The sequence below is a fragment of the Massilia sp. Soil_C_3 genome, from assembly GCF_057657035.1.
In genome coordinates, this window is record NZ_JBDGJG010000009.1 from 259,667 (window position 1) to 280,533 (window position 20,867).

Below are 20,867 nucleotides of genomic sequence, written 5' to 3' on the forward strand. Positions count from 1 at the left end.
TTGCGGCGCTTCTGGTTGCTGTTCGCGCAAGCGGTGACGATTGCGCTGGCGGCCTGGTTCGTGGTGGCCGCCATGCGGCCCGAATGGCTCGACAGGCCAGATAGTGTCGCGGTCGGCACCCCGGGCAATCCGGTGCCGATGCTGCAGGCGCCGCCGCGGGCGGCGGGCGGCAGTTTCCGCGATGCCGCCGCCAAGGCGATGCCGGCGGTGGTCAATATCTATACCAGCAAGGCTTCGCGCCAGTCGCATCCCTTACTAAAAGATCCGTTCTTCCGCCGTTTCTTTGGCGACCGCGCGCCGCCCGACGAGCAGCTGGCCAGCCTCGGCTCCGGCGTCATCGTCAGCAGCGACGGTTATATTTTGACCAATTTCCACGTTATCGATGGCGCCGACGCGATCGAGGTCGGTCTTGCTGATGGCCGCAAGGCCGCGGCGCGCCTGGTGGGCACCGATCCCGAGACCGACCTGGCCGTGATCCGCGTGAGCGAACGCAACCTGCCGGTGATGGTGTTGGGCGACCCCGAGGGCGCGCGCGTGGGCGATGTGGTGCTGGCGATCGGCAACCCGTTCGGCGTCGGCCAGACCGTCACCCTGGGCATCATCTCGGCGCTGGGCCGCAACAACCTGCACATCAATCACTTCGAAAATTTCATCCAGACCGATGCCGCGATCAATTTCGGCAACTCGGGCGGGGCCTTGGTCGATACCGATGGCCATTTGCTGGGAATTAATGCGGCCATCTATTCGCAGACTGGCGGCTCGGTCGGGATCGGCTTCGCGATTCCCGTGTCTACCGCCAAGAACGTGCTCGATTCGATCGTCAAGCATGGCAGCGTGGTGCGCGGCTGGATCGGCATCGAATCGCAGGACATCACGCCCGAGCTGGCCGACAGTTTTGGTTTGGCCAAGCGCAGCGGCGCCATCATCGCCGGTGTGGTGCGCGGCGGGCCGGCCGACCGGGCCGGCATCTTGCCGGGGGATATCCTGGTGGCGGTTGGCGGCGAGCAGGTGGCCGATACCAGCGAGATGCTGAACCTGATCGCCCAGCTCGCGCCCGGCGCCAAGACGCAAATGACGATCCTGCGCAAACGGCGCGAAGCCACGGTCGACGTGACCGTGGGCCGCCGGCCGCGCCAGGCGCCCTGAACTTTTTCTACCGAAACCCCGGACCACCATGCATCTGCGCGACCTGACGCAATTTCTCACTGAACTGAGCGAAAACAATACCCGGCCCTGGTTCCTTTGGAATAAACCGCGCTATGACATCCTGCGCACCGAATTCGAGGAAACGGTCACCGAACTGATCAAGGCCCTGACGAAGTTCGACAAGCAGGTGGCGGCCTGCAATCCCAAGAAGGCGATGTTCCGCATCCACCGCGACACCCGCTTCTCGAAGGACAAAACGCCCTATAAAACCCGCTTCTCGGCCGGCATCACCCCGCACGACAAGCGCCGCCCGAGCGCGGGCGGCGGCTCGACCTATTATTTTCATATCGAACGCGATGGCACTTTGGGCTTCGGCGTGGGCGAGTACCTGCCGCCGGCGCCGCGCCTGAAGGCGATCCGCGAGCACGTGGTCAACGATGCGACGGGTTTCGCCAAAGTATTGAAGAATAAGCATCTTCGCGCCACCTATAACGACATGCTGGAAGAGGACAAGTTGCAGCGTCCACCCAAGGGTTTCGACCCCGATCATCCGCATGTCGATTACCTGAAACTGAAAAGCTTTTTCGTGTGGACCGAGGTGAAACTGGACCTGAACGCACCGGATCAACTGGTGCCGCGGCTGGCGCAAGGATTCCAGGACGCCTATGCGCTGGTCAGCTGGCTGCGCAGCGTGCCGGAGCCGCAAGACGAAGCGACAAACGAATAGAGGAGGGCGACATGGCCTTGCATCACGCAGTATCCGGCGAAAAGATTGCTTTGCAACGCGGCGACGACGACATCGCCCATTTCACCTCGGTGGCCCTGGTCAAGACCGAGCACATGGAACTGATCCGGCTGGTGCTGCCGGTCGAACGGCCGATCCCCGAGCACCGGGTCGATGGTGAAGTGACCATCGTGTGCCTGGAGGGCGAGATCGCGATCGACGCCCACGACAAGACGACCAATCTGCAGCCGAACGAGATGCTTTATCTGGCGGGCGGTGTGCCGCACACGATCCGCGCCGTGTCGGATGCGGTGGCGCTGATGACCATTTTGATGGGACCCGAACGTTCGGGCGGCCCAGCGTAATGTAGGGTTGGCGGCTCCGCCGCCGACGCGTCGATGGTTATCGGCTCCGATGTCGCGCCGGATGATTTCGCAGCCAACTATCACCGCGTCGGCGGCATAGCCGCCGACCCTACGTACCGTGGCCGTTCGGTCAAATCATCACGCCAATTCCACCCGTGGATCCCGCGCCAGCAACTGCGCCGCCATCTGCGCCGCATCCACGCCGTCGAACAACACGCTGGCCACCGCCTCGGTGATCGGCATGTCGACCTCCATCCGGCGCGCCAGCTCGCGCACCGCCTTGGCGCACGGCACGCCTTCAGCCACATGCCCCAGGTCCGCCACGATCGTGGCCAGCGGCTTGCCTTGGGCCAGCGCCAGCCCGACTCTCCGGTTGCGCGACAGGTCGCCGGTGCAGGTCAGGATCAGGTCGCCCATTCCCGACAGACCCATGAAAGTACCCGGCTGCGCGCCAAGCGCCAGCCCGAGGCGGGTGATTTCGGCCAGGCCGCGCGTGATCAGCGCGGCTCTAGCATTCAGGCCCAGGCCCAGGCCATCGGCGGCGCCGGTGGCGATCGCCATCACGTTCTTGACCGCGCCGCCCACTTCCACGCCGACCAGGTCGTCGTGCGAGTAGACACGCAGGTTGTCGCCATGGGCCGCCGCCACCACGCGCTCGCGCAGCTCGGCCGACGTCGAAGCCACCGTAAGCGCGCACGGCAGGCCGCGCGCTACTTCTTGCGCGAACGAGGGGCCGGACAGCGCGGCGCCCGGCACGCTGTCGCCCAGCACCTGCGCCACTACCTGGTGCGGCAGCAGGCCGGTGCCGGCTTCGAAGCCCTTGCACAGCCAGACGACGTTCGGGATAGCGCGGCCGCGCAATTGTTCCAGCAGTGGGCGCAGGCCGGCCACCGGGCAGGCCAGGATCAAGAGCGGCGCGTCTTGTGCGGCGTCGGACGCCACATGAGCGAGCGCCGCCTCGAAGTCGGCGCTCACGCGCAAGGCGGGCGGCAGCGGATGGCCCGGCAGGTAGGCCAGGTTGTCGCGTGCGGCCTCGGTATCCGCCATTTGCTGTGGATTGCGGCCCCACAGCAGCACGTCGTGGCGCGCGGCCAGGGCGATGGCGACGGCCGTGCCCCAGGCGCCGGCGCCGAGGACGGTGATCTTGGTGTTGGGTTTATTCTGTTGCATGGAACTCCTGGAGTGGATTACAGGCCCCAGATGTCCGAGACCTTGATATAGCCGATGATGCCGTCGCGATGGCGCACGCGCGCCCAGACGACGGCATGGGGATCGGCCAGTTCAAGTAAAACGCCCTTGTCGGCCGTCATCAGGACCGCCGAGGTTTCATCGGGGCCGGAATGGACCCGGCTACCGGGCGTGCGTACCAGCACATTGCGTCGGGCGGCGAGCGAATTTGCCGGTGTCCAGGCCACGTCGCCGTTCATGTCGCGCACCTTGACCCAGTTGCCATAGGCGATCATGACCTGGAGCGGCATGCCGGGCGGCGCCAGATAGAGTTTGTTTCCCTTGGCCGATGGCGTCTGGTACAGGATCGCCGGGGCGGTGCCGACCGTCTTGAAATCGAAGGCGTGAGCGCTCGGCGCGGCCAGCACTGTCATTGCCAACAGTGGAGCAGCTGCAAGAAATCGGGAAGGGAGCATGGCGGGCCTGGGGTTGTAGGTGGAACCGCGACGCCGAAGGGCTGGCACGGACGCGACCTGGGCCGCGTCCGTCATGATGATGCTTAGTTTGCCGGTGCGGCGGCAGCTGCTTCGGCCATGGCCGCGGCGCGCTGCTGGTAGAACGCTTCGAAGTTGATCTCGGCCAGGTGCACTGGCGGGAAGCCGGCACGGCTGATCACGTCGGCGATGTTCGCGCGCAGGTATGGGTAGATGATGTTCGGGCAGCCGATGCCCAGCAGCGGATCCATCTGCTCGGCAGGAATGTTGCGGGCTTCGAAGATGCCAGCCTGCTTGCCTTCCACCAGGAACGCAACCTTGTCCTTGACCTTGGCGGTGACGGTGATCGTCACGGTCGACTCGTAGATGCCTTCGGCGATGCTTTCAGCGCCGACGTCGAGCGACACTTCGATTGCCGGTGCTTCCTGTTCCAGGAAGATCGATGGCGAATTCGGTTGCTCCAGCGACATGTCTTTCAGGTAGACGCGTTGGATTTGGAATACTGGTTGCAGAGTTTCGTCAGACATGGAACGCTTTCTAATAATAGTGGGAAGCAGATCGCCAGTTTGGCAGGCCGCTCCGGGGTGCTTGGGTCAAACGCGACGACAATTGTAGCAAAACCAACTTGGAAGCAATAGCGGCTTTGCCGCCTACCGCCGCGTTCAGCCCAATTAGCTTACTCGCCCTTGAGCATCGGGTCCAGGCGTCCTGCCTGGTCCAGCGCATACAAGTCGTCGAAACCGCCGACGTGGGTGTCGCCGACATAGATTTGCGGCACGGTGCGGCGGCCGGTGCGCTGCATCATGATCTGGCGCTGTTCCGGGTCGAGGTCGACGCGGATGCGTTCGATGTCGTGCACGCCCTTGGCTTCGAGCAGGCGCTCGGCGCGCACGCAATAAGGGCAGGCTGCGGTGTGGTAGAGAACGACGTGGGCTGTCATGCTGAATCCTTTCGTGTCTGCCGGGCCCGAATACCGGGCCGGCGGGTTTACTTGGTGACCGGCAGTCCTGCAGCCGTCCAGGCCGTCAGGCCGCCTTCCAGGCTGTGGACGTCTTCGAAACCGGCCGCCTGCAACTGGCGTGCGGCCTTGTCGCCACGGGCGCCGTTCTGGCACACCACCACGACGGTACGGTTCTTCGACTTGTCCAGTTCGCCGATGCGATTGCCCAAGTCTGCCAGCGGGATGTGTTTCGCGTCGCGCAGGTGGCCTGCCGCGAATTCTTCCGCGCTGCGTACGTCGACCACGGTGGTCTTGCCGCGGTTGATCATCTGCGTCACCTGCAGCGGCGTGGCGCGTTTTCCGCGCGGCGCCAGTGCCGGCCACAGCAGGGCGGCGCCCGAAATCACAGCGATCGCAACAACGAAGATATTATCGAGTAAGAAATTCACAAGGGTTCCGATTGGTTGAACTGAATCGGGGCATTATAAAATAGATGCCGGACCGGACTTCAACCAGAATTTTTTCGAGAAGAAGAGACTAATGTACAAGATCGTATTCATGCGCCACGGCGAATCCACCTGGAACCTGGAAAACCGCTTCACCGGCTGGACCGACGTCGACCTGACCGAAAAAGGCGTGGCCGAGGCGAAAAGCGCCGGCCGCGTGCTCAAGGAAGCCGGCTTCACCTTCGACGTGGCCTATACCTCGGTGCTCAAGCGCGCCATCCGCACCCTGTGGCTGGCGATGGACGAGATGGACGCCATGTACCTGCCGGTCAAGAACGACTGGCGCCTGAACGAACGCCACTACGGCGCCCTGCAGGGCCTCGACAAAGCCGAGACCGCCGCCAAGTTCGGCGACGAGCAGGTGCTGGTCTGGCGCCGCAGCTACGACACCCCGCCGCCTGCGCTCGAAAAAGACGACGAACGCACCTCGTTCGGCGATCCACGCTATGCAGCGCTGACCGATGAGCAGATCCCGCTGACCGAATGCCTGAAGGACACCGTGGCGCGCGTGATGCCGGCCTGGAACGACGAGATCGCCCCCGCGATCCGCGCCGGCAAGAAGATCCTGATCTCGGCCCACGGCAACAGCCTGCGCGCCATCATCAAGATGCTGGACAATATCAGCGACGCCGACATCGTCGGCCTGAACATCCCCAACGGCCAGCCGCTGGTGTATGAGCTGGACGCCGACCTGAAGCCGATCAAGCACTATTACCTGGGCGACCAGGAAGCGATCGCCGCCGCCATGGCGGCCGTGGCTAACCAAGGGAAGGCAAAGTAAGTCTTGCGTTTGCCATTCATGAAGGGAGCCGGCAGCGTACTCATGAGTACGTTGCTGGCGGTCGCGCTGTCGAGCGCGTTCGCAACCGACGCCTGGGCCCAGCGTCAGACCGAGCGCAGCCGCCAGAAAGCGGCGGCCGAGAAGCAGCGCGCCGGCATCCAGCAAAAGCTGCAGGCGATCAAGCGCGACATCAGCCAGACCGAAAGCGCCAGGGAAGACGCGGCCGACACGCTGGCCGAGTCCGAGGCCGCCATTTCCGACGCCAACCGGGCGCTGCGCGACCTGCAGGAAGAGCAGGGCGCCACCAACACGCGCCTGCAAGACCTGGCCGCGCAGCAGGAACAGCTGAACCAGACCATCGCCGCTCAGCAAAAGCAGCTGTCCAAGCTGTTGCGCGAACACTATGTGGCTGGCAACGAAGACCGGATCAAGCTGCTGCTGTCGGGCGACAACCCGAACCGCATCAGCCGCGACCTGCAATTGATGGCCTATGTCTCCCAGGCCCAGGCGCGCCTGCTCGGTTCGCTGCGCGGCAACCTGGTGCAGGTCGAGGCCAATCGCGACAAGGTCGAGAACGCCCAGCAAGAGCTGGAAGAAATCGCCCAGGAACAGCTCGACCAGAAGGCGCTGCTGGAGAAGGAAAAAGCCAAGCGCTCTGCGCTGCTCAACACCTTGTCGACCCGCCTGGCCGACCAGCGCAAAGAGGCCAGCCGCCTGGCGCAGGACGAAGAACGCATGGTGGGCCTGGTCACCCGTCTCGAGCGCCTGATCCGCGAGCAGGAAGAAGCCGAGCGCAAGCGTCAGGCCGCCTTGGCCGCGAAGCGTGCGAAAGCAAAAGCCGCGGCCGAGGCGAAAGCGAAGGCGCTGGCGGCCGCGCGCGCGAAAGCGGCGGCCGAGAAGGCTGAGCGCGACCGCGAACGCGAGCGCATCGCGCGCGAAAACGCCAAGCCGGGCGCCAAGCCCAAACCGATGCCCGAGCCGATCAAGGAAGCACCGATCCTGGCCCAGGAGCCGGACCAGGAAGACCCCGGTCCGAGCGAACCGCCGCCGCCGATCCTGGGGCCGGCCGCAGCCAGCGGTTCGTTTACGGCGCTCAAGGGCCGCATGGCCAGCCCGGTCAACGGCAGCGTCGTGGCCCGCTTCGGCGGACGCCGCGGCGACGGCCCGACCTGGAAGGGCAATTTCATCAAGGCCGCGGAAGGATCCGAGGTGCGGGCCGTGGCGCCGGGCCGGGTGGTCCACGCCGACTGGATGCGCGGCTTCGGCAACCTGATCATCATCGACCACGGCGACGGCTACCTGTCGATCTATGGCAATAACCAGTCGCTGCTCAAGCGTCCCGGCGACAGCGTGCGCGCCGGCGAGGCGGTGGCCAGTGCCGGCAATACCGGTGGCAACGAGGAATCGGGGCTATACTTTGAGCTCAGGCATCGTGGCAAGGCCATCGATCCGGCGGGCTGGGTCCGGTTCTAGGTACAACAAGGGTCAACATGGGCATGAAAGCAAAGCATTTCGGGCTGGTCGGCGTGGGCGTGCTGGTTGGCGTGGCGGCATCGTTCCAGCTGTCGGCCCATGCGCAAAAGGCCGGCGCGCCCCTGCCGCTCGACGAGCTGCGCCAGCTGGCCGACGTGTATGGCCTGATCAAGACCGACTACGTCGAGCCGGTGGAAGACAAAAAGCTGCTGTCCGAAGCAATCGGCGGCATGGTCGCCTCGCTCGACCCGCACTCGGTCTACCTCGACCCCAAGGCCTTCCGCGATATGCGCGAGGCGGTGCAGGGCAAGTTCGTGGGCGTCGGCGTCGAGATCTCGAACGAGGACGGTTATATCAAGGTGGTGTCGCCGATTGAGGGCACACCCGCCTTCAAGGCCGGCGTCAAGCCGGGCGACCTGATCACCCGCATCGACAATGTCCCCGTGCGCAATATGTCGTCCGACGAGGCGATCAAGCGCATGCGCGGCAAGGTCGGCAGCAAGGTCACGCTCACCATCGCCCGTCCCGGCGAAGACAAACCCTGGGTGGTGCCGATCGCGCGCCAGGAAATCAAGGTCGTCAGCGTCAAGGCCAAGATGGTCGAGCCCGGTTATGCCTGGTTGCGCATCAGCCAGTTCCAGGAAAACACCCTGGACGAGCTGGCCAAGAAAACCAAGGAACTGTACGCCGAACAACCCGACATCAAGGGCCTGGTGCTCGACCTGCGCAACGACCCGGGCGGCCTGCTGCCGGGCGCGATCGGCGTCTCGGCCGCCTTCCTGCCGCAGCCGGACCAGGTGATCGTGTCCACCAAGGGCCAGATTGCGGATTCGAACCAGGCCTTCTATGGCCGGCGCGAGTTCTACGCCCAGCGCGGCGACCCGCTGGCGGGCTTGCCGGTCGGCCTTAAATCGGTGCCGATGGTGGTGCTGGTCAATGGCGGCTCGGCATCGGCTTCCGAAATCGTGGCCGGCGCGCTGCAGGATTACCAGCGCGCGATCGTGATGGGCAGCCGCACCTTCGGCAAGGGCTCGGTGCAGACCTTGCGGCAACTGTCGGAGGACACCGCGATCAAGCTGACCACGGCGCGCTACTACACGCCAAAGGGGCGGCCGATCCAGGCCACTGGCATCGAACCCGATATGCGGGTCGATGAAAGCGCCGAGGGCGACCTGCTGAACGCCCTGCGCGTGCGCGAAGCGGACTTGCAGCGCCACCTGGCGGCCGAAGGCGAGAAGGAAGCGGCGCCCAAGGACCAGAACCCGAGTCTGGCGCAGCAGCAGCGCGCGCTGGCCCTGCTGAAGGACCGCGAGCCGATCGAGTTCGGCGGCCAGGACGATTTCCAGCTGGCGCAGGCGATCAAGCATTTCAAGGGCCAGCCGGTGCAACTGGCCAAGGGCGTGCCCGATGAAGACAAACCGGCGCCGGCGCCGCTGCCGGGGGCGGAGCATAAATTGCCTGAATTGAAGGCGCCGCCGACGAAATGATGTTGGGGTGGTGCGGGCTGAGCTTGGATCCCCGCCTGCGCGGGGATGACGTGCTCAGGGACGTGGCCGAAGTCGACCTGCGACGAATCCTTCACCTCTGATCAACGTCGTCCCCGCGCAGGCGGGGACCCAAGTTTGCCAGCCCACCTGCGGCCCAAAACCATGAACGACAACCAGCTCCTGCGCTACTCGCGCCACATCCTGCTCGACGACATCGGCATCGAAGGCCAGCAGCGCCTGCTCGCGGCCCACGTCCTGGTGATCGGTGCCGGCGGCCTCGGCTCGCCGGCCGCCCTCTACCTGGCCTCTGGCGGCATCGGCCGCATCACCCTGGTCGACGACGACACGGTCGACCTGACCAACCTGCAGCGCCAGGTGATGCACACGACCGAACGCATCGGCCAGCCCAAGGTCGAGTCCGGGCGCGCGGCCCTGCTGGCGATCAATCCCGAGATCGAGGTCGTTGCCCTGAACGAACGGGCCGGTCCCGAGCGCCTGCTGGCGCTGGCGCGCACCGCCACCGTCGTGCTCGATTGCAGCGACAACTTCGCCACCCGCCACGCCGTCAACCGCGCCTGCGTCGCGGCCAGTGTGCCGCTGGTGTCGGGGGCGGCGATCCGCTTCGACGGCCAGCTGTCCGTGTTCGACCCGCGCCAGCCCGACGCCCCGTGCTATGCCTGCCTGTTCCCTGAAGACAGCGGCTTTGAGGACGTTGCCTGCAGCACCATGGGGGTGTTCGCCCCGTTGGTCGGCATCGTCGGCGCGGTCCAGGCCGCCGAAGCGATGAAGCTGATCGCGGGCGTCGGCGAGCCCTTGGTCGGCCGCCTGCTCATGCTGGACGGGAAATACATGGAATGGACTGGCGTCAAGGTGGCGCGTAATCCCGATTGCCCGGTATGCGCCAGGCGTTAGCCAAGCGAACCGAATTTGATGAGGCCTGCCTTAACGGCGCGGATCCAAGGTGTCGCGACAGGCGTAGGTAGCTTACAATTGCACACCCGCCGCCGGTAGCGATGTAAGCGTTCCGCACGATTTTGTACGCATTTTCATCGGCAGTATTACCTTGTCATATTTCGGCCGTATACTGTCCCGGCTCCACCGATTCACCAGCCTAATCACACTGCATATGAATTTCCAACGCACACAACGTCGCGCCCGCGGCTTTACCCTGGTCGAGATCATGGTCGTCGTGGTCATCATCGGCATCCTCGGCGCCCTGGTCGTGCCTAAATTGCTGGGCCGCACGGGCGAATCGCGCGTCACTGCCGCCAAGGTCGACATCGCCACCATGATGCAGGCCCTCAAGCTGTACAAGCTCGACAACCAGCGCTATCCGACCACCGAGCAGGGCCTGAACGCCCTGATCGCCAAGCCCACCTCCGGCCCGGCCGCCAACGGCTGGAAAGACGGCGGCTATATCGAGAAGCTGCCGAAGGATCCGTGGGGCAATGCTTACCAATACCTGTCGCCGGGCGTGAAAGGCGAGATCGACGTGTTCTCCTACGGCGCCGATGGCCAGCCGGGCGGCAACGGCGAGGACGCCGATGTCGGTTCCTGGCACTAAGTAAACTTCCCATGCCGGCCTGGCGCGCGCGGGGCGCATCCTCCGGCTTCACCCTGGTGGAGCTGCTGGTCGTGATGGTCATCATCGGCATCACGCTGGGACTGGCTACGCTGAATGCCCTCCCGAGCCCGCGCCAGGACCTCGAGAACGAGGCCAGGCGCATCGCGCTGCTGCTGCAGCTGGCGCGCGACGAAGCCATCGTGCGCAACCGCCTGGTCGCGTTCGAGGCCAACGGCGAGCGCTACCGCTTCATGGTACGCGGCGACACCGGCTGGGAGCCGGTCACGCGCGACGACCTGCTGCGCGAGCGCAGCTTCAAGAATCCACCGCTGCGCCTTCAGCTCGAACCGTCCGGAAGTGGAGCCGGAAGCGGCGGCCCGGACATGCTGCGCATCACCTTCGGCCGCGAGCCGGTCGACCGTCCCTTCGTGCTGACGCTGGCCTCGGGCGCCAACGCGGTCGCGATCCGCGCCGACGGCGTCGGCCACTTTACCGTCGAATGACGCCGAGGACCATGATGCCGTCTCGCAGAAGCCTTGGCTTCACCCTGCTCGAAGTGCTGGTGGCGCTGGTCATCGTCGGCACCGCGCTGGCCGCCGGCCTGCGCGCGGTGGGCAGCCTGACGACCAACAGCGCCGGCCTGCGCGCCTCGATGATGGCGACCTGGTCGGCCGAGAACCGGCTGGTGCAGATTCGCCTGGGCCGCGAATTCCCCGAGATCGGCAAGCGCAGCTTTCCCTGCCCGCAAGGCGACCTGAACCTGATGTGCGAGGAAGAAGTGCTGGTCAGTCCCAATCCGCTGTTGCGCAGGATCGAAGTGTCGGTGTTCGACGCCGACAACCCGGGTCGCCGCATTGTCAAACTCATCCAACTGGTTTTGAGGCCTTCCCCGATATGAGCGCCAGCTCGCGGCATGCAGGCTTCACGCTGGTCGAACTCCTGGTGGCGATCGGCATCCTTGCCATGGTGGCCGTGCTCGGCTGGCGCGGGCTGGACGGCATCGTGCGCGCGCGCGTGGCGCTCACGCACGAAATGGAAATCACGCGCGGCATGCAGCTGGCCTTTGCCCAGATGCAGAACGATTGCGAGAACGCGGCCGGCAACGACATCATGCGCGGCCGCCCGGCGCTGCTGTGGGATGCCGACCGCCTGACCCTGGTGCGCAAGGTCTTCGTCGAACACGAGCCGTCGCGCCTGCAGGTGGTCAGCTACCGCGTGGTCAACGGCCAGCTGATGCGGCGCGAGTCGCCCGGCACGCGCGACCTCGACCACATCGCCCAGCTGTGGCAGGCGATCGCATCCGATGCGCCGGCCGAGAATTCGCCGTCGGTTGCGCTGCAGGTCGGCGTCACCGGCATGCAGGTGCAGGGCTGGCAGAACAATGCCTGGCGTAATGAGCCGACCGCGGTCGGGGGTAATGGCGAGCAGCAATCCCTGCCGCTCGATCCGTCCCTGGGCCCGGCCCGCTCGCGCGAGCCCACCGGCGTGCAGGTGGCGCTCACCGTGCAGGGCCTGGGCCAGCCGATGGTCAAGTCCTTCCTGTTGGGAGGCACCTGATGCGACGCTTGCACCATCCACCCCGCCAGCGCGGCGTCGCCGTGGTCACGGCCCTGCTGCTGACCACGCTGGCGATCTCGATCGTCGCCAGCCTGTTCTGGCAGCAGCAGGTGCAGGTGCGCTCGATGGAAAACCAGCGCCTGCAGCTGCAGACCAAGTGGATCCAGCGCGGCGCCCTCGACTGGTCCAGCGTGATCCTGCGCCAGCCCTTCGGCGGCCGCATCTCGCTCGAGCAGATATGGGCCACGCCGCTTGCCGAGACCCGCCTCGACCAGTACATCGAACGTGAGCGGGTGCAGGGAGAAAATTTCAATGCATCCCTGTCGGGTCAGGTATACGACGCCACGGCGCGATACAATCTGAACAACCTGGCGGCGGGCGGCAAGCGCGATCCCGTAGAGGCCGAGGTGCTCGGCCGCCTGCTGACCAATGTGCGGCAAGAGCCGCGGCTGGCGCGGCCGATCGCCGATTTCGTCGCCGCAGGCCAGGCGCTGACAGTGGATCCGGACGAGCCGGACAAGACCGCGCAGACGCCGCGCAAGGGCAATCCGATGCCGATCCTGCGGGTGGACGACCTGCTGGCGGTGCAGGGCGTCAAGCCTGAGACGGTCGAGGCCTTGCGTCCGTTCGTGATCGTGCTGCCGGCGCAAGGGACGACGGTGAACGTGAACACGGCGCCGGCCGAGGTGCTGGCGGCGGTCTTGTCCGGCTGTTCGGTCTCGCAGACCAATGCCCTGGTCGAGCAGCGCAAGCGGGTGCCGTGGAACGACGTCCAGCAGTTTTTGAGCGAAGTGCAATGTAGGGATGAAGCGGTGGCACAGCCAAAGATCAGCATCACCAGCAACTACTTCCTGGTGCAGAGCCGCATCCGCCTGGATCGCGCGGCGCTGGATGCGGAGTCGCTGGTGCAGAAAGGCAGCCTGGCCAATATGGGCGCCGCCGGTGGTGTGAGCGTGATCTGGACCCGCCAGAACTAGAAGAAAGCGAGACGGTTTGACTACTCTTTATATTCGGCATCCGGCCAGGAGCGAAGGCGAAGGCGCCTTATGCCGGTTCGCGATGGTCGGCGACAACGGCGCCATCGGACAGCAGGGCGAAGGCGTGCTGCGCAACCTGGGCGACGTGGTCGCGGCCAGCCGGCGCGTGGTGCTGATCCTGGCCGCCAGCGACGTCACCCTGCTGGCGGTGCAGGCGCCGCCGCTGGCCGGTGCGCGCCTGCGCGCGGCGTTGCCGGCCCTGGTCGAAGAATACATCCTGGGCGACCCGCTCGATTGCGTGCTGGTGGCCGGCCCGGCCATGGCCGATGGCCGCCGTTCGGTGGCCGTGGTGCAGCAGGCCTGGCTCGAGCCGCTGGTGCGTAAGCTGCTGGAGATGGGCGCGCGCGCGGTGGTGGCCGTGCCCGAACAATTGTGCCTGCCCCTGCATCCGGGCAGCGTGAGCGCCGCCTTCGGCAAGGGCGAACTGATCCTGCGCCAGAGCCAATATGAAGGCCTCGGCCTGGCGCTCGACGGCAGCCCGGTGATGGCCTTGCAGACGGCCCGCGCGCTGGCCGGCGATGCGCCGCTGGTGCTGTACGTCGAGCACGAGCAGATGGGCGAATACCAGGCGCTCCTGGCCGAGGCCGGCCCCGGCGTCACCCTCGAGAGCGACAACTGGGCGCACTGGATCGCCGGCGCCCGCGGCAGCCACGATGGCGGCGCGGTCGGCCCCGCGCTCGACCTGGTGCCCGGCCTGGGCACGGCCGGCGTGGCCCGACGCGACTGGCGCCGCTGGCGCTGGCCGATCCGGCTCGCCCTGGCGGCGCTGGTGGTCAACGTCATCGGCCTCAATGTCGAATGGCTGGGCCTGAAGCGCGAGGCCGACGCCGTGCGCCAGCAGATGAGCCAGACGTTCCGCTCGGTGTATCCGAACCAGCCGGCGATCGATCCGGTGGCGCAGATGCAGCAGAGCATCGCGCGCGCCAAAGCGGGCAGCGGCGAGGTGGGCGGCGACGAATTCACCTGGATGGCGGCTGCCTTCGGCGAAGCCATTGGCGGCCTCGGCGCGCCGCCTGCGATTGCATCAATGGAGTTTCGCGAACGCGCCCTCACGGTGCGCGTCAAACCTGAATCCGCCAACCCCGGCGCCGCAGACCAGCTGCGTCCAGCCCTGGCGGCACGCCACCTCAGCCTGGAAGCGCCCGACGCCAATACCTGGTTGATCCGCAGCGCGGGCGCCTCGCAATCGGGCTCGCAATCGGGAGCATCGCCATCAGGAGTCACGCAAGCAGGAGTTACGCCATGAACATCGCCGGCAAAATCAGCGGGCTGCGCGAACGCGCCACCGCCTACTGGATCGCGCGCACCGAGCAGGAACGCAAGTTCCTGCTCGTCGGCGGCTTGGTCGCCGCGCTGGCGCTGTTCTATCTCGTCCTGCTCGAGCCCGCGCTCGATGGCCGCGAACAATTGCGCCGGTCCTTGCCCGAGCTGCGCCAGCAGGCGGCCCAGCTCGAGACGCTGGCCGACGAAGCCCGCGCCGTCGCCAGCGAGCCGGCGCCCGCCGTCACGCCGGCCACGCGCGAGTCGCTCAGCGCCAGCATGGCGGCGCGCGGCCTCAATCCGGCCTCGCTGTCGGTGAGCGGCGAATACACCAAGGTTCAGCTCAACAATGTTTCCTTCGCCAACCTGATGGCCTGGCTCGACGCCCAGCGGCGCGAGAGCCGCCTGATGGTGCAAGACGCCCAGTTCAGCGCCCAGACCGCGCTGGGCCAGGTCGACGCCACGCTCACGCTGCGCCAGCGCAGCGATCCGGCTTCATGAGGCGGGCGCTGACGTGGGGCTTGCTGGTCATCCTGGCGGTAGTGGCGACGGTGCTGGCTTTCCTGCCGGCGGCCTGGCTCGGACCGATAGTCGAGCGCCAGACCGGCGGTCGATTGACGCTGGGGGATGCGCAGGGTACGCTTTGGCGCGGCTCAGCCTTTATCGGCGGGGCGCCGGGGCCTGGCGGGGCGGTCACGCCCTTGCTGCCGGGCCGTTTTTCCTGGACCTTGTCGCCGCTGGTGGTGCTGGGCCAGGTCAGCATGAGCCTGGAAAATCCCCAGGCGCTGGCCAACCCGGTGCGGGTCGAAGGCAGCTGGTCGCGCTGGCAGGTCAATGCCGGCGAGCTGCTGCTGCCGGCCGAGGGCTTGTCGGGCCTGGGCGCGCCGCTCAATACGCTGGCGCCGAGCGGCCGCATCCGGCTGTCCTGGAACGCGCTCGACCTGCTGCGCCAGCAGAATACCGTGACGGTGCAGGGGCGCACCGTCCTGTCGATGAGCGATATGGGTTCGCGCATGTCGCCCATCAAGCCGCTTGGCAGTTATGAAATGATCATGGACTGGCGTGGACCGCAGGCCGATTTGACCCTGCGCACCGTGCGTGGCGCTTTGCTGCTGTCGGGCGCGGGTGTACTGCAAAATGGACGCCTGCGCTTTTCGGGCCAGACCAGCGCCGCCGATGGCTATGAGGACCAGCTCGGGACCATGTTGAACCTGCTGGGTCAGCGCCGGATGGTGAACGGCAAAAACGTAATCGCACTCGAGTTCAGATAATGAAGAAAACAGACCGCTCCACCTCCGCGCCCCTCGATTTGACGGCCCTGCAACTGCCCGCCTTGCGCCGTCTTGCCGCAGGCGCCATGCTGTGCTGCGCCGCCACCCTGGTCGCGCTGCCGCTTCCCGCACTGGCGCAAGAAAGCGCGAACGCCGCTGCCTTGAGCTTCGTCAATGCCGACATCGAGTCGGTGATCAAGGCCATCGGTCACTACACCGGCATGACCTTCATCATCGACCCGCGGGTCAAGGGAACGCTGACCCTGGTGTCCGAGAAATCGCTGAGCAAGTCCGAAGCCTTCGGCCTGCTCACCTCGACCCTGCGCCTGCAGGGCTTCGCTGTGGTCACCAGCGGCGACGGCTATGCCAAGGTGGTGCCCGAGGCCGAGGCCAAGCTGCAATCCTCGCCGACCCAGGTCGGCGGCGTGCGCTCCAGCAAGGCCACCGGCGACCAGATCGCGACCCAGGTGTTTTATCTGTCCTACGAGTCGGCCGCCAACCTCACCGCCGTGCTGCGTCCGCTGATTTCGCCCAATAACTCCATCATGGCGAACCCGGGCAACAACACGCTGGTCGTCACCGACTACGCCGACAACCTGCGCCGCCTGGCGCGCATCATCGCCGCGCTCGACGCGCCAGTGGCGGCCGACCTCGACGTGATACCGATCCGCAACGCGATCGCCAGCGACATCGCCACGCTCGTCACGCGCCTGATGGAACCGGCCGCCGGTGGCGATTCGGGCCGGGTCACGGTGCTGGCCGACCCGCGCACCAACTCGGTCGTGATCCGCGCGCCGTCGCAGGCACGCGCCAACCTGGCCAAGAGCCTGATCGCCCGCCTGGATCAAGAGAGCTCGAGCAAGGGCAATATCCACGTGGTCTACCTCAAGAACGCGGAAGCCACACGCGTGGCCCAGACCCTGCGCGCCGTGGTCTCGCAAGACTCATCGGCCTTGCAGGTGCAGCAAGGCACCCAGGGCAGTTCGATCACGTCCGGCACCGGCAGCCAGGCGGGCCAGGGCGGGCAGGGCGGCCTCGGCGGCGGCCAGCAGGGCCTGCAGGGCGGCACCAGCATCGGCGGCACCAGCAACACCTTCGGCCAGCAGGGCCAGCAAGGCGCCCAGGGCAGCGGCGGCGGCCAGGGCTCGGGCTTCATCCAGGCCGACGCCTCGACCAACAGCCTGATCATCACCGCGCCGGATGCGGTGTACCGCAACCTGCGCTCCGTGATCGACCAGCTCGACGTGCGCCGGGCCCAGGTCTATATCGAGGCGCTGGTGGTCGAAGTCACCTCCAATAAAGCGTCCGAATTCGGCGTGCAGTGGGTCGGCGCCACCGGCGACTCCGACAGCAAATACCGCTTCGGCGGCCTGCAGAACTTCACCGGCGGCGGCTCGAACAACAGCATCGTCAACCTGGCGCTCGCCGCTGCCCAGGGCACGAGCGCCACCAACGGCACCAGCGGCCTGACGGGCCTGCCGACCGGGCTGACCTTCGGCCTGTTCCGCCAGGTGGGCGGCGAACTCGGCCTGGGCGCGGTGGCGCGCGCACTGGAATCCGACGGCAACGCCAACATCCTGTCGACGCCGAACATGATCACGCTCGACAACGAGCTGGCGACCATCAAGGTCGGCCAGAACGTGCCGATCATCACCGGTTCGTTCGCGACCAACAGCACCACCGGCGGCGGCAACCCGTTCCAGACCGTCGACCGGCAAGACGTGGGCCTGCTGCTGCGCGTGCGGCCGCAGATCTCGGAAGGCGGTACCATCAAGATGGCGATCTACCACGAGAATTCGAGCGTGGATGCCTCGACCCGCAATGCCGACTCGGGCCTGACCACGAATGTGCGCGCGATCGAGAGCAATGTGCTGGCCGACGACGGCCAGATCATCGTGCTCGGCGGCCTGATCGAGGACAGCGAAGGCGATGGCGAAGAGAAAGTGCGCGGCTTGGGAGACATCCCGGTGATCGGCAACCTGTTCAAGTACCGCACCCGCAGCCGCGTCAAGACCAACCTGATGGTGTTCCTGCGCCCAGTGGTGGTGCGCAGCAAGGAAGCTTCGAATTCGATCGCGATGGACCGCTACGACTACATGCGCGCGGCCGGCGCCGCCGCCCAGCTCGAATCGACGCCGCTGCTGCGCGACCTCGGCGCGCCGCAACTGCCGCCGCTGGTGAGCGGCCAGCCGCCGGCCGGTGGCGGCATGGCGACCGTGCCGGTCCAGCGCCAGCCGGCGCCGAACGCGGCGCCGGGCGCATCCAACGATGGCGCGGCATCCCGCCATCAAGGAACCGCGCCGGGTGCTGGCGTGTCTGAGCCAGGATCGGGCGCGGTCATGCCCGGCGCGGCAGTGCCAAGCGCGCCAACCCGTCCGGTGCAGCAACCGAACGGAGAGTAAACCATGAACAATCTCTTGCCCTACGCCTTCGCCCGCGACCATAGCGTGCTGGCGCGCGGTAATGGCGAGCCGGGCCAGAGCGTCGAAGTGCTGGTGTCCAGCGCCACCGCGCCCGCCGCCATCGCCGAGGTGTCGCGCCGTTTCGGCCGCATCCAGCTGCGCCGCCTCGATCGCGACGAGCTCGACACGGCCATCGCCGGCGCCTATGCCGGCGGCGGCGGCGACGCATCGCAGGTGGTCGACGAATTCGATGCCGACCTCGACCTGACCAAACTGCTGCAAGACGTGCCCGCCATCGAAGACCTGCTGGAATCGTCCGACGATGCGCCGGTGATCCGCATGATCAATGCGCTGCTCACGCAATCGCTGCGCGAAGGCGCATCCGACATCCACATCGAGCCGTTCGAACAAACCTCGGTGGTGCGCTTTCGCATCGACGGCGCGCTGCGCGACATCGTGCGCCCGAAAAAGGCGATCCACGCCTCGCTGATCTCGCGTATCAAGATCATGTCGCAGCTCGACATCGCCGAGAAACGCCTGCCGCAGGATGGCCGCATCACCCTGCGCGTGGGCGGCAAGCCGGTCGACGTGCGCGTCTCGACCCTGCCGACCGGCCACGGCGAACGCGCCGTGCTGCGTCTGCTCGACAAGGAAGCGGGGCGCCTCGACCTGTCGCACCTGGGCATGGCCGAAGGTATGCTGCCGCAGTTCGACCGCCTGATCAACCAGCCGCACGGCATCGTGCTGGTGACCGGCCCGACCGGTTCCGGTAAAACCACCACCCTGTACGCGGCGCTGTCGCGCCTGAACGCGTCCACCACCAATATCATGACGGTGGAAGACCCGATCGAGTACGACCTGACCGGCGTCGGCCAAACGCAAGTCAATGCCCGCATCGACATGACGTTCGCGAAAGCGCTGCGCGCCATCCTGCGCCAGGACCCGGACGTGATCATGATCGGCGAGATCCGCGACCTGGAAACGGCGCAGATCGCAGTGCAGGCCTCGCTCACGGGCCACCTGGTGCTGGCGACGCTGCACACCAACGACGCCGCCTCGGCCGTGACGCGTTTGCTGGACATGGGCATCGAACCCTTCCTGCTGTCCTCGTCGCTGTTGGGCGTGATGGCCCAGCGCCTGGTGCGCAAACTCTGCTCGCAATGCAAGACCTTCGACGGTTCCACCTGGCATGCGGTCGGCTGCGAGCGCTGCGGCCACACGGGTTATCACGGCCGGGTCGGCGTCTACGAGCTGCTCGAGACCACCGAGCAGATCCGTTCGCAGATCCACAACCGCGCCTCCGAAGCCGAGATCCGCGATGCGGCGCTGGCGACCGGCATGAAGACCATGCGCGATGACGGCGAACGCTGGCTGGCGGACGGCACCACCACGCGCGCCGAGCTGGTGCGGGTGACGAAGGATTAAGATGCCGACCAAGATGGGAATCGCGAGGATGGGAACTGACTGATGCCGGCATTTCGCTACGAAGCCGTTGACGCCGGCGGCGCCACCCGCAAGGGCGTGGTCAACGCCGACAGTCCGCGCGCGGCGCGCTCTGACCTGCGCACGCAAGGCCTGACGCCGTTGAGCGTCGAGGCCATTACCGCCCAGGTCGACGCCTCGGGCGTCGCGCGTGCGCGCGGCATCGGCGAGCGCCTGTCGCAGAACGAGCTGGCCCTGTTCACGCGCCAGCTGGCCAGCCTGCTGGAAGCCGGCCTGCCGCTCGAGCAAGCCTTCACCGCGCTGCTGGAGCAGGCCGAGCGCGCCTATATGCGCGACCTGATCGCCTCGATCCGCTCCGAAGTCATCGGCGGCTCGTCATTTTCCACCGCGCTATCGCACCACCCGCGCGACTTCGCCGAGATCTACCGCGCGCTGGTCTCCTCGGGCGAGCAGATCGGCCAGCTCGCGCGCGTGCTGTCGCGCCTGGCCGACTACATCGAACGCCGCAACGCCCTGGTGCAAAAGGTGCGGCTGGCGTTTACCTATCCGGCGATCGTGACCGTGGTCGCGTTCGCGATCGTGATCTTCCTGCTCACCTATGTCGTGCCGCAAATCGTCTCGGTGTTCGCCAACACCAAGCAGAAGCTGCCCTTCCTCACCGTGGTCATGCTGGCGGTGTCCGACTTCGTGCGCGCCTACGGCATCTATTGCGCGATCCTGATCGGCGGCGCGTTCTGGCTGTGGCGGCGCGCGCTGCGCAATCCCGACCTCAAGCGGCGCTGGCATACCTGGCTGTTGACGGCCCCGATCTACGGCAAGTTCGAGCGCAGCCTCAATACGGCGCGCTTCGCCAGCACCCTGGCGATCACCACCGGTTCCGGCGTGCCCATCCTGCGCGCGCTCGACACCAGCCGCGAGACCCTGTCCAATGTGGCGATGGCCGAACTGGTCGAGCAGGCCACGGCCAGCGTACGTGAAGGCGTGAGCCTGGCGCGCGCACTGTCGGCGCAAAAACACTTCCCGCCGATGCTGGTGCACATGATCCGCGCTGGCGAGATCACCGGCGAACTGCCGGCCATGCTCGAGCGCGCCGCCAATTCGCAGCAGGCCGACCTCGAACGCCGCACGCTCACCATCGCCGGCCTGCTCGAACCGGTGCTGATCCTGGCCATGGGCCTGGTCGTGCTGCTGATCGTGCTGGCGGTGCTCATGCCGATCATCGAAATCAACCAGCTGGTGCAGTAAAACAA

23 protein-coding genes are annotated in these 20,867 nt (G+C 66.4%); 18 read left to right on the forward strand and 5 right to left on the reverse strand.

The window, feature by feature from the left end:
• The 3 genes from AC3A6F_RS20000 to AC3A6F_RS20010 are packed head-to-tail and all read left to right on the forward strand — an operon-like array spanning window position 1 to window position 2,235.
• Window positions 1-1,146 carry a Do family serine endopeptidase gene (locus AC3A6F_RS20000; protein ID WP_320473226.1) on the forward strand — a complete coding sequence of 382 codons (1,146 nt, stop codon included), beginning with the start codon at window positions 1-3 and terminating at the stop codon, window positions 1,144-1,146.
• Window positions 1,147-1,174: 28 nt separating this feature from the next.
• Window positions 1,175-1,873, forward strand: a complete 699-nt coding sequence (locus AC3A6F_RS20005; protein ID WP_487683977.1) for a DUF2461 domain-containing protein — start codon at window positions 1,175-1,177, stop codon at window positions 1,871-1,873.
• A gap of 11 nt (window positions 1,874-1,884) precedes the next feature.
• Window positions 1,885-2,235, forward strand: a complete 351-nt coding sequence (locus tag AC3A6F_RS20010; protein WP_487683980.1) for a cupin domain-containing protein — start codon at window positions 1,885-1,887, stop codon at window positions 2,233-2,235.
• A 138-nt stretch (window positions 2,236-2,373) separates the two neighbouring features.
• On the opposite strand, the gene AC3A6F_RS20015 is transcribed toward AC3A6F_RS20010, so the two are convergent.
• The 5 genes from AC3A6F_RS20015 to AC3A6F_RS20035 all read right to left on the reverse strand — a co-directional run bounded on the left by AC3A6F_RS20015 (window position 2,374) and on the right by AC3A6F_RS20035 (window position 5,285).
• Entirely contained in the window at window positions 2,374-3,405 is a 1,032-nt protein-coding gene (locus AC3A6F_RS20015) for an NAD(P)H-dependent glycerol-3-phosphate dehydrogenase (protein ID WP_487683982.1), read from the reverse strand.
• Window positions 3,406-3,422: 17 nt separating this feature from the next.
• Window positions 3,423-3,836 (reverse strand): SH3 domain-containing protein, encoded by a 414-nt coding sequence (locus AC3A6F_RS20020; RefSeq protein WP_487684187.1) that lies wholly within the window; start codon window positions 3,834-3,836, stop codon window positions 3,423-3,425.
• A 125-nt stretch (window positions 3,837-3,961) separates the two neighbouring features.
• On the reverse strand, window positions 3,962-4,423 hold the full coding sequence (gene secB / locus AC3A6F_RS20025; RefSeq protein WP_159628228.1) for a protein-export chaperone SecB: 462 nt from the start codon (window positions 4,421-4,423) through the stop codon (window positions 3,962-3,964).
• Between the two features lie 149 nt (window positions 4,424-4,572).
• Window positions 4,573-4,836 carry a glutaredoxin 3 gene (gene grxC, locus AC3A6F_RS20030; RefSeq protein ID WP_005663754.1) on the reverse strand — a complete coding sequence of 88 codons (264 nt, stop codon included), beginning with the start codon at window positions 4,834-4,836 and terminating at the stop codon, window positions 4,573-4,575.
• 47 nt (window positions 4,837-4,883) lie between these two features.
• The gene (locus AC3A6F_RS20035) at window positions 4,884-5,285 is read right to left on the reverse strand and encodes a rhodanese-like domain-containing protein (protein WP_487683986.1); all 402 of its coding nucleotides are present in this window, start codon (window positions 5,283-5,285) and stop codon (window positions 4,884-4,886) included.
• A gap of 91 nt (window positions 5,286-5,376) precedes the next feature.
• Here AC3A6F_RS20035 and gpmA point away from each other — a divergent pair, with 91 nt between their 5' ends.
• The 15 genes from gpmA (at window position 5,377) to gspF (ending at window position 20,862) form a co-directional block, all read left to right on the forward strand.
• The gene (gene gpmA, locus AC3A6F_RS20040; protein ID WP_147935159.1) at window positions 5,377-6,123 is read left to right on the forward strand and encodes a 2,3-diphosphoglycerate-dependent phosphoglycerate mutase; all 747 of its coding nucleotides are present in this window, start codon (window positions 5,377-5,379) and stop codon (window positions 6,121-6,123) included.
• Window positions 6,124-6,165: 42 nt separating this feature from the next.
• Window positions 6,166-7,596, forward strand: coding sequence for a murein hydrolase activator EnvC family protein (locus tag AC3A6F_RS20045; protein ID WP_487683989.1), 1,431 nt, complete (start codon window positions 6,166-6,168; stop codon window positions 7,594-7,596).
• A gap of 17 nt (window positions 7,597-7,613) precedes the next feature.
• A complete protein-coding gene (locus AC3A6F_RS20050) occupies window positions 7,614-9,083 on the forward strand; it encodes a S41 family peptidase (RefSeq protein ID WP_487683992.1) in 1,470 nt (489 codons plus the stop codon).
• Window positions 9,084-9,245: 162 nt separating this feature from the next.
• Entirely contained in the window at window positions 9,246-9,995 is a 750-nt protein-coding gene (locus tag AC3A6F_RS20055) for a HesA/MoeB/ThiF family protein (protein WP_487683994.1), read from the forward strand.
• Window positions 9,996-10,209: 214 nt separating this feature from the next.
• A complete protein-coding gene (gene gspG, locus AC3A6F_RS20060) occupies window positions 10,210-10,647 on the forward strand; it encodes a type II secretion system major pseudopilin GspG (protein WP_123068255.1) in 438 nt (145 codons plus the stop codon).
• Window positions 10,648-10,658: 11 nt separating this feature from the next.
• Entirely contained in the window at window positions 10,659-11,150 is a 492-nt protein-coding gene (locus AC3A6F_RS20065; protein ID WP_487683999.1) for a GspH/FimT family pseudopilin, read from the forward strand.
• 14 nt (window positions 11,151-11,164) lie between these two features.
• Window positions 11,165-11,545 (forward strand): type II secretion system minor pseudopilin GspI, encoded by a 381-nt coding sequence (gene gspI, locus AC3A6F_RS20070; protein WP_487684189.1) that lies wholly within the window; start codon window positions 11,165-11,167, stop codon window positions 11,543-11,545.
• A complete protein-coding gene (locus AC3A6F_RS20075) occupies window positions 11,542-12,204 on the forward strand; it encodes a PulJ/GspJ family protein (protein WP_487684001.1) in 663 nt (220 codons plus the stop codon). The genes gspI and AC3A6F_RS20075 overlap by 4 nt, the downstream gene beginning before the upstream one ends.
• A complete protein-coding gene (gene gspK, locus AC3A6F_RS20080) occupies window positions 12,204-13,181 on the forward strand; it encodes a type II secretion system minor pseudopilin GspK (protein ID WP_487684004.1) in 978 nt (325 codons plus the stop codon). Before AC3A6F_RS20075 ends, gspK begins: the two co-directional genes overlap by 1 nt.
• A 16-nt stretch (window positions 13,182-13,197) precedes the next feature.
• Complete coding sequence (gspL, locus tag AC3A6F_RS20085; protein WP_487684007.1) at window positions 13,198-14,487, forward strand: type II secretion system protein GspL; 1,290 nt, start codon at window positions 13,198-13,200, stop codon at window positions 14,485-14,487.
• Window positions 14,484-15,002: a type II secretion system protein M gene (locus AC3A6F_RS20090; protein ID WP_487684010.1), complete on the forward strand. Its 519-nt coding sequence runs from the start codon at window positions 14,484-14,486 to the stop codon at window positions 15,000-15,002. The genes gspL and AC3A6F_RS20090 overlap by 4 nt, the downstream gene beginning before the upstream one ends.
• Window positions 14,999-15,772, forward strand: coding sequence for a type II secretion system protein N (gene gspN / locus AC3A6F_RS20095; RefSeq protein ID WP_487684012.1), 774 nt, complete (start codon window positions 14,999-15,001; stop codon window positions 15,770-15,772). The genes AC3A6F_RS20090 and gspN overlap by 4 nt, the downstream gene beginning before the upstream one ends.
• The gene (gspD, locus tag AC3A6F_RS20100; protein ID WP_487684016.1) at window positions 15,772-18,174 is read left to right on the forward strand and encodes a type II secretion system secretin GspD; all 2,403 of its coding nucleotides are present in this window, start codon (window positions 15,772-15,774) and stop codon (window positions 18,172-18,174) included. The genes gspN and gspD overlap by 1 nt, the downstream gene beginning before the upstream one ends.
• Window positions 18,175-18,177: 3 nt before the next feature.
• A complete protein-coding gene (gspE, locus tag AC3A6F_RS20105; RefSeq protein ID WP_487684019.1) occupies window positions 18,178-19,599 on the forward strand; it encodes a type II secretion system ATPase GspE in 1,422 nt (473 codons plus the stop codon).
• A gap of 42 nt (window positions 19,600-19,641) precedes the next feature.
• Window positions 19,642-20,862, forward strand: a complete 1,221-nt coding sequence (gspF, locus tag AC3A6F_RS20110; RefSeq protein WP_487684022.1) for a type II secretion system inner membrane protein GspF — start codon at window positions 19,642-19,644, stop codon at window positions 20,860-20,862.
• The last annotated feature ends 5 nt before the right edge of the window (window positions 20,863-20,867 follow it).

Bases quoted from the DNA above. Each gene is read 5' to 3' on its own strand.
- AC3A6F_RS20010 (WP_487683980.1), top strand. From the start codon at position 1,885: ATGGCCTTGCATCACGCAGTATCCGGCGAAAAGATTGCTTTGCAACGC.
- AC3A6F_RS20090 (WP_487684010.1), top strand. From the start codon at position 14,484: ATGAACATCGCCGGCAAAATCAGCGGGCTGCGCGAACGCGCCACCGCC.
- gpmA (WP_147935159.1), top strand. From the start codon at position 5,377: ATGTACAAGATCGTATTCATGCGCCACGGCGAATCCACCTGGAACCTG.
- gspD (WP_487684016.1), top strand. From the start codon at position 15,772: ATGAAGAAAACAGACCGCTCCACCTCCGCGCCCCTCGATTTGACGGCC.
- grxC (WP_005663754.1), bottom strand. From the start codon at position 4,836: ATGACAGCCCACGTCGTTCTCTACCACACCGCAGCCTGCCCTTATTGC.
- AC3A6F_RS20020 (WP_487684187.1), bottom strand. From the start codon at position 3,836: ATGACAGTGCTGGCCGCGCCGAGCGCTCACGCCTTCGATTTCAAGACG.
- gspF (WP_487684022.1), top strand. From the start codon at position 19,642: ATGCCGGCATTTCGCTACGAAGCCGTTGACGCCGGCGGCGCCACCCGC.
- gspI (WP_487684189.1), top strand. From the start codon at position 11,165: ATGCCGTCTCGCAGAAGCCTTGGCTTCACCCTGCTCGAAGTGCTGGTG.
- AC3A6F_RS20065 (WP_487683999.1), top strand. From the start codon at position 10,659: ATGCCGGCCTGGCGCGCGCGGGGCGCATCCTCCGGCTTCACCCTGGTG.
- AC3A6F_RS20055 (WP_487683994.1), top strand. From the start codon at position 9,246: ATGAACGACAACCAGCTCCTGCGCTACTCGCGCCACATCCTGCTCGAC.
- gspN (WP_487684012.1), top strand. From the start codon at position 14,999: ATGAGGCGGGCGCTGACGTGGGGCTTGCTGGTCATCCTGGCGGTAGTG.
- gspK (WP_487684004.1), top strand. From the start codon at position 12,204: ATGCGACGCTTGCACCATCCACCCCGCCAGCGCGGCGTCGCCGTGGTC.
- AC3A6F_RS20045 (WP_487683989.1), top strand. From the start codon at position 6,166: ATGAGTACGTTGCTGGCGGTCGCGCTGTCGAGCGCGTTCGCAACCGAC.
- AC3A6F_RS20050 (WP_487683992.1), top strand. From the start codon at position 7,614: ATGGGCATGAAAGCAAAGCATTTCGGGCTGGTCGGCGTGGGCGTGCTG.
- gspE (WP_487684019.1), top strand. From the start codon at position 18,178: ATGAACAATCTCTTGCCCTACGCCTTCGCCCGCGACCATAGCGTGCTG.
- AC3A6F_RS20075 (WP_487684001.1), top strand. From the start codon at position 11,542: ATGAGCGCCAGCTCGCGGCATGCAGGCTTCACGCTGGTCGAACTCCTG.
- gspG (WP_123068255.1), top strand. From the start codon at position 10,210: ATGAATTTCCAACGCACACAACGTCGCGCCCGCGGCTTTACCCTGGTC.
- secB (WP_159628228.1), bottom strand. From the start codon at position 4,423: ATGTCTGACGAAACTCTGCAACCAGTATTCCAAATCCAACGCGTCTAC.
- AC3A6F_RS20005 (WP_487683977.1), top strand. From the start codon at position 1,175: ATGCATCTGCGCGACCTGACGCAATTTCTCACTGAACTGAGCGAAAAC.
- AC3A6F_RS20015 (WP_487683982.1), bottom strand. From the start codon at position 3,405: ATGCAACAGAATAAACCCAACACCAAGATCACCGTCCTCGGCGCCGGC.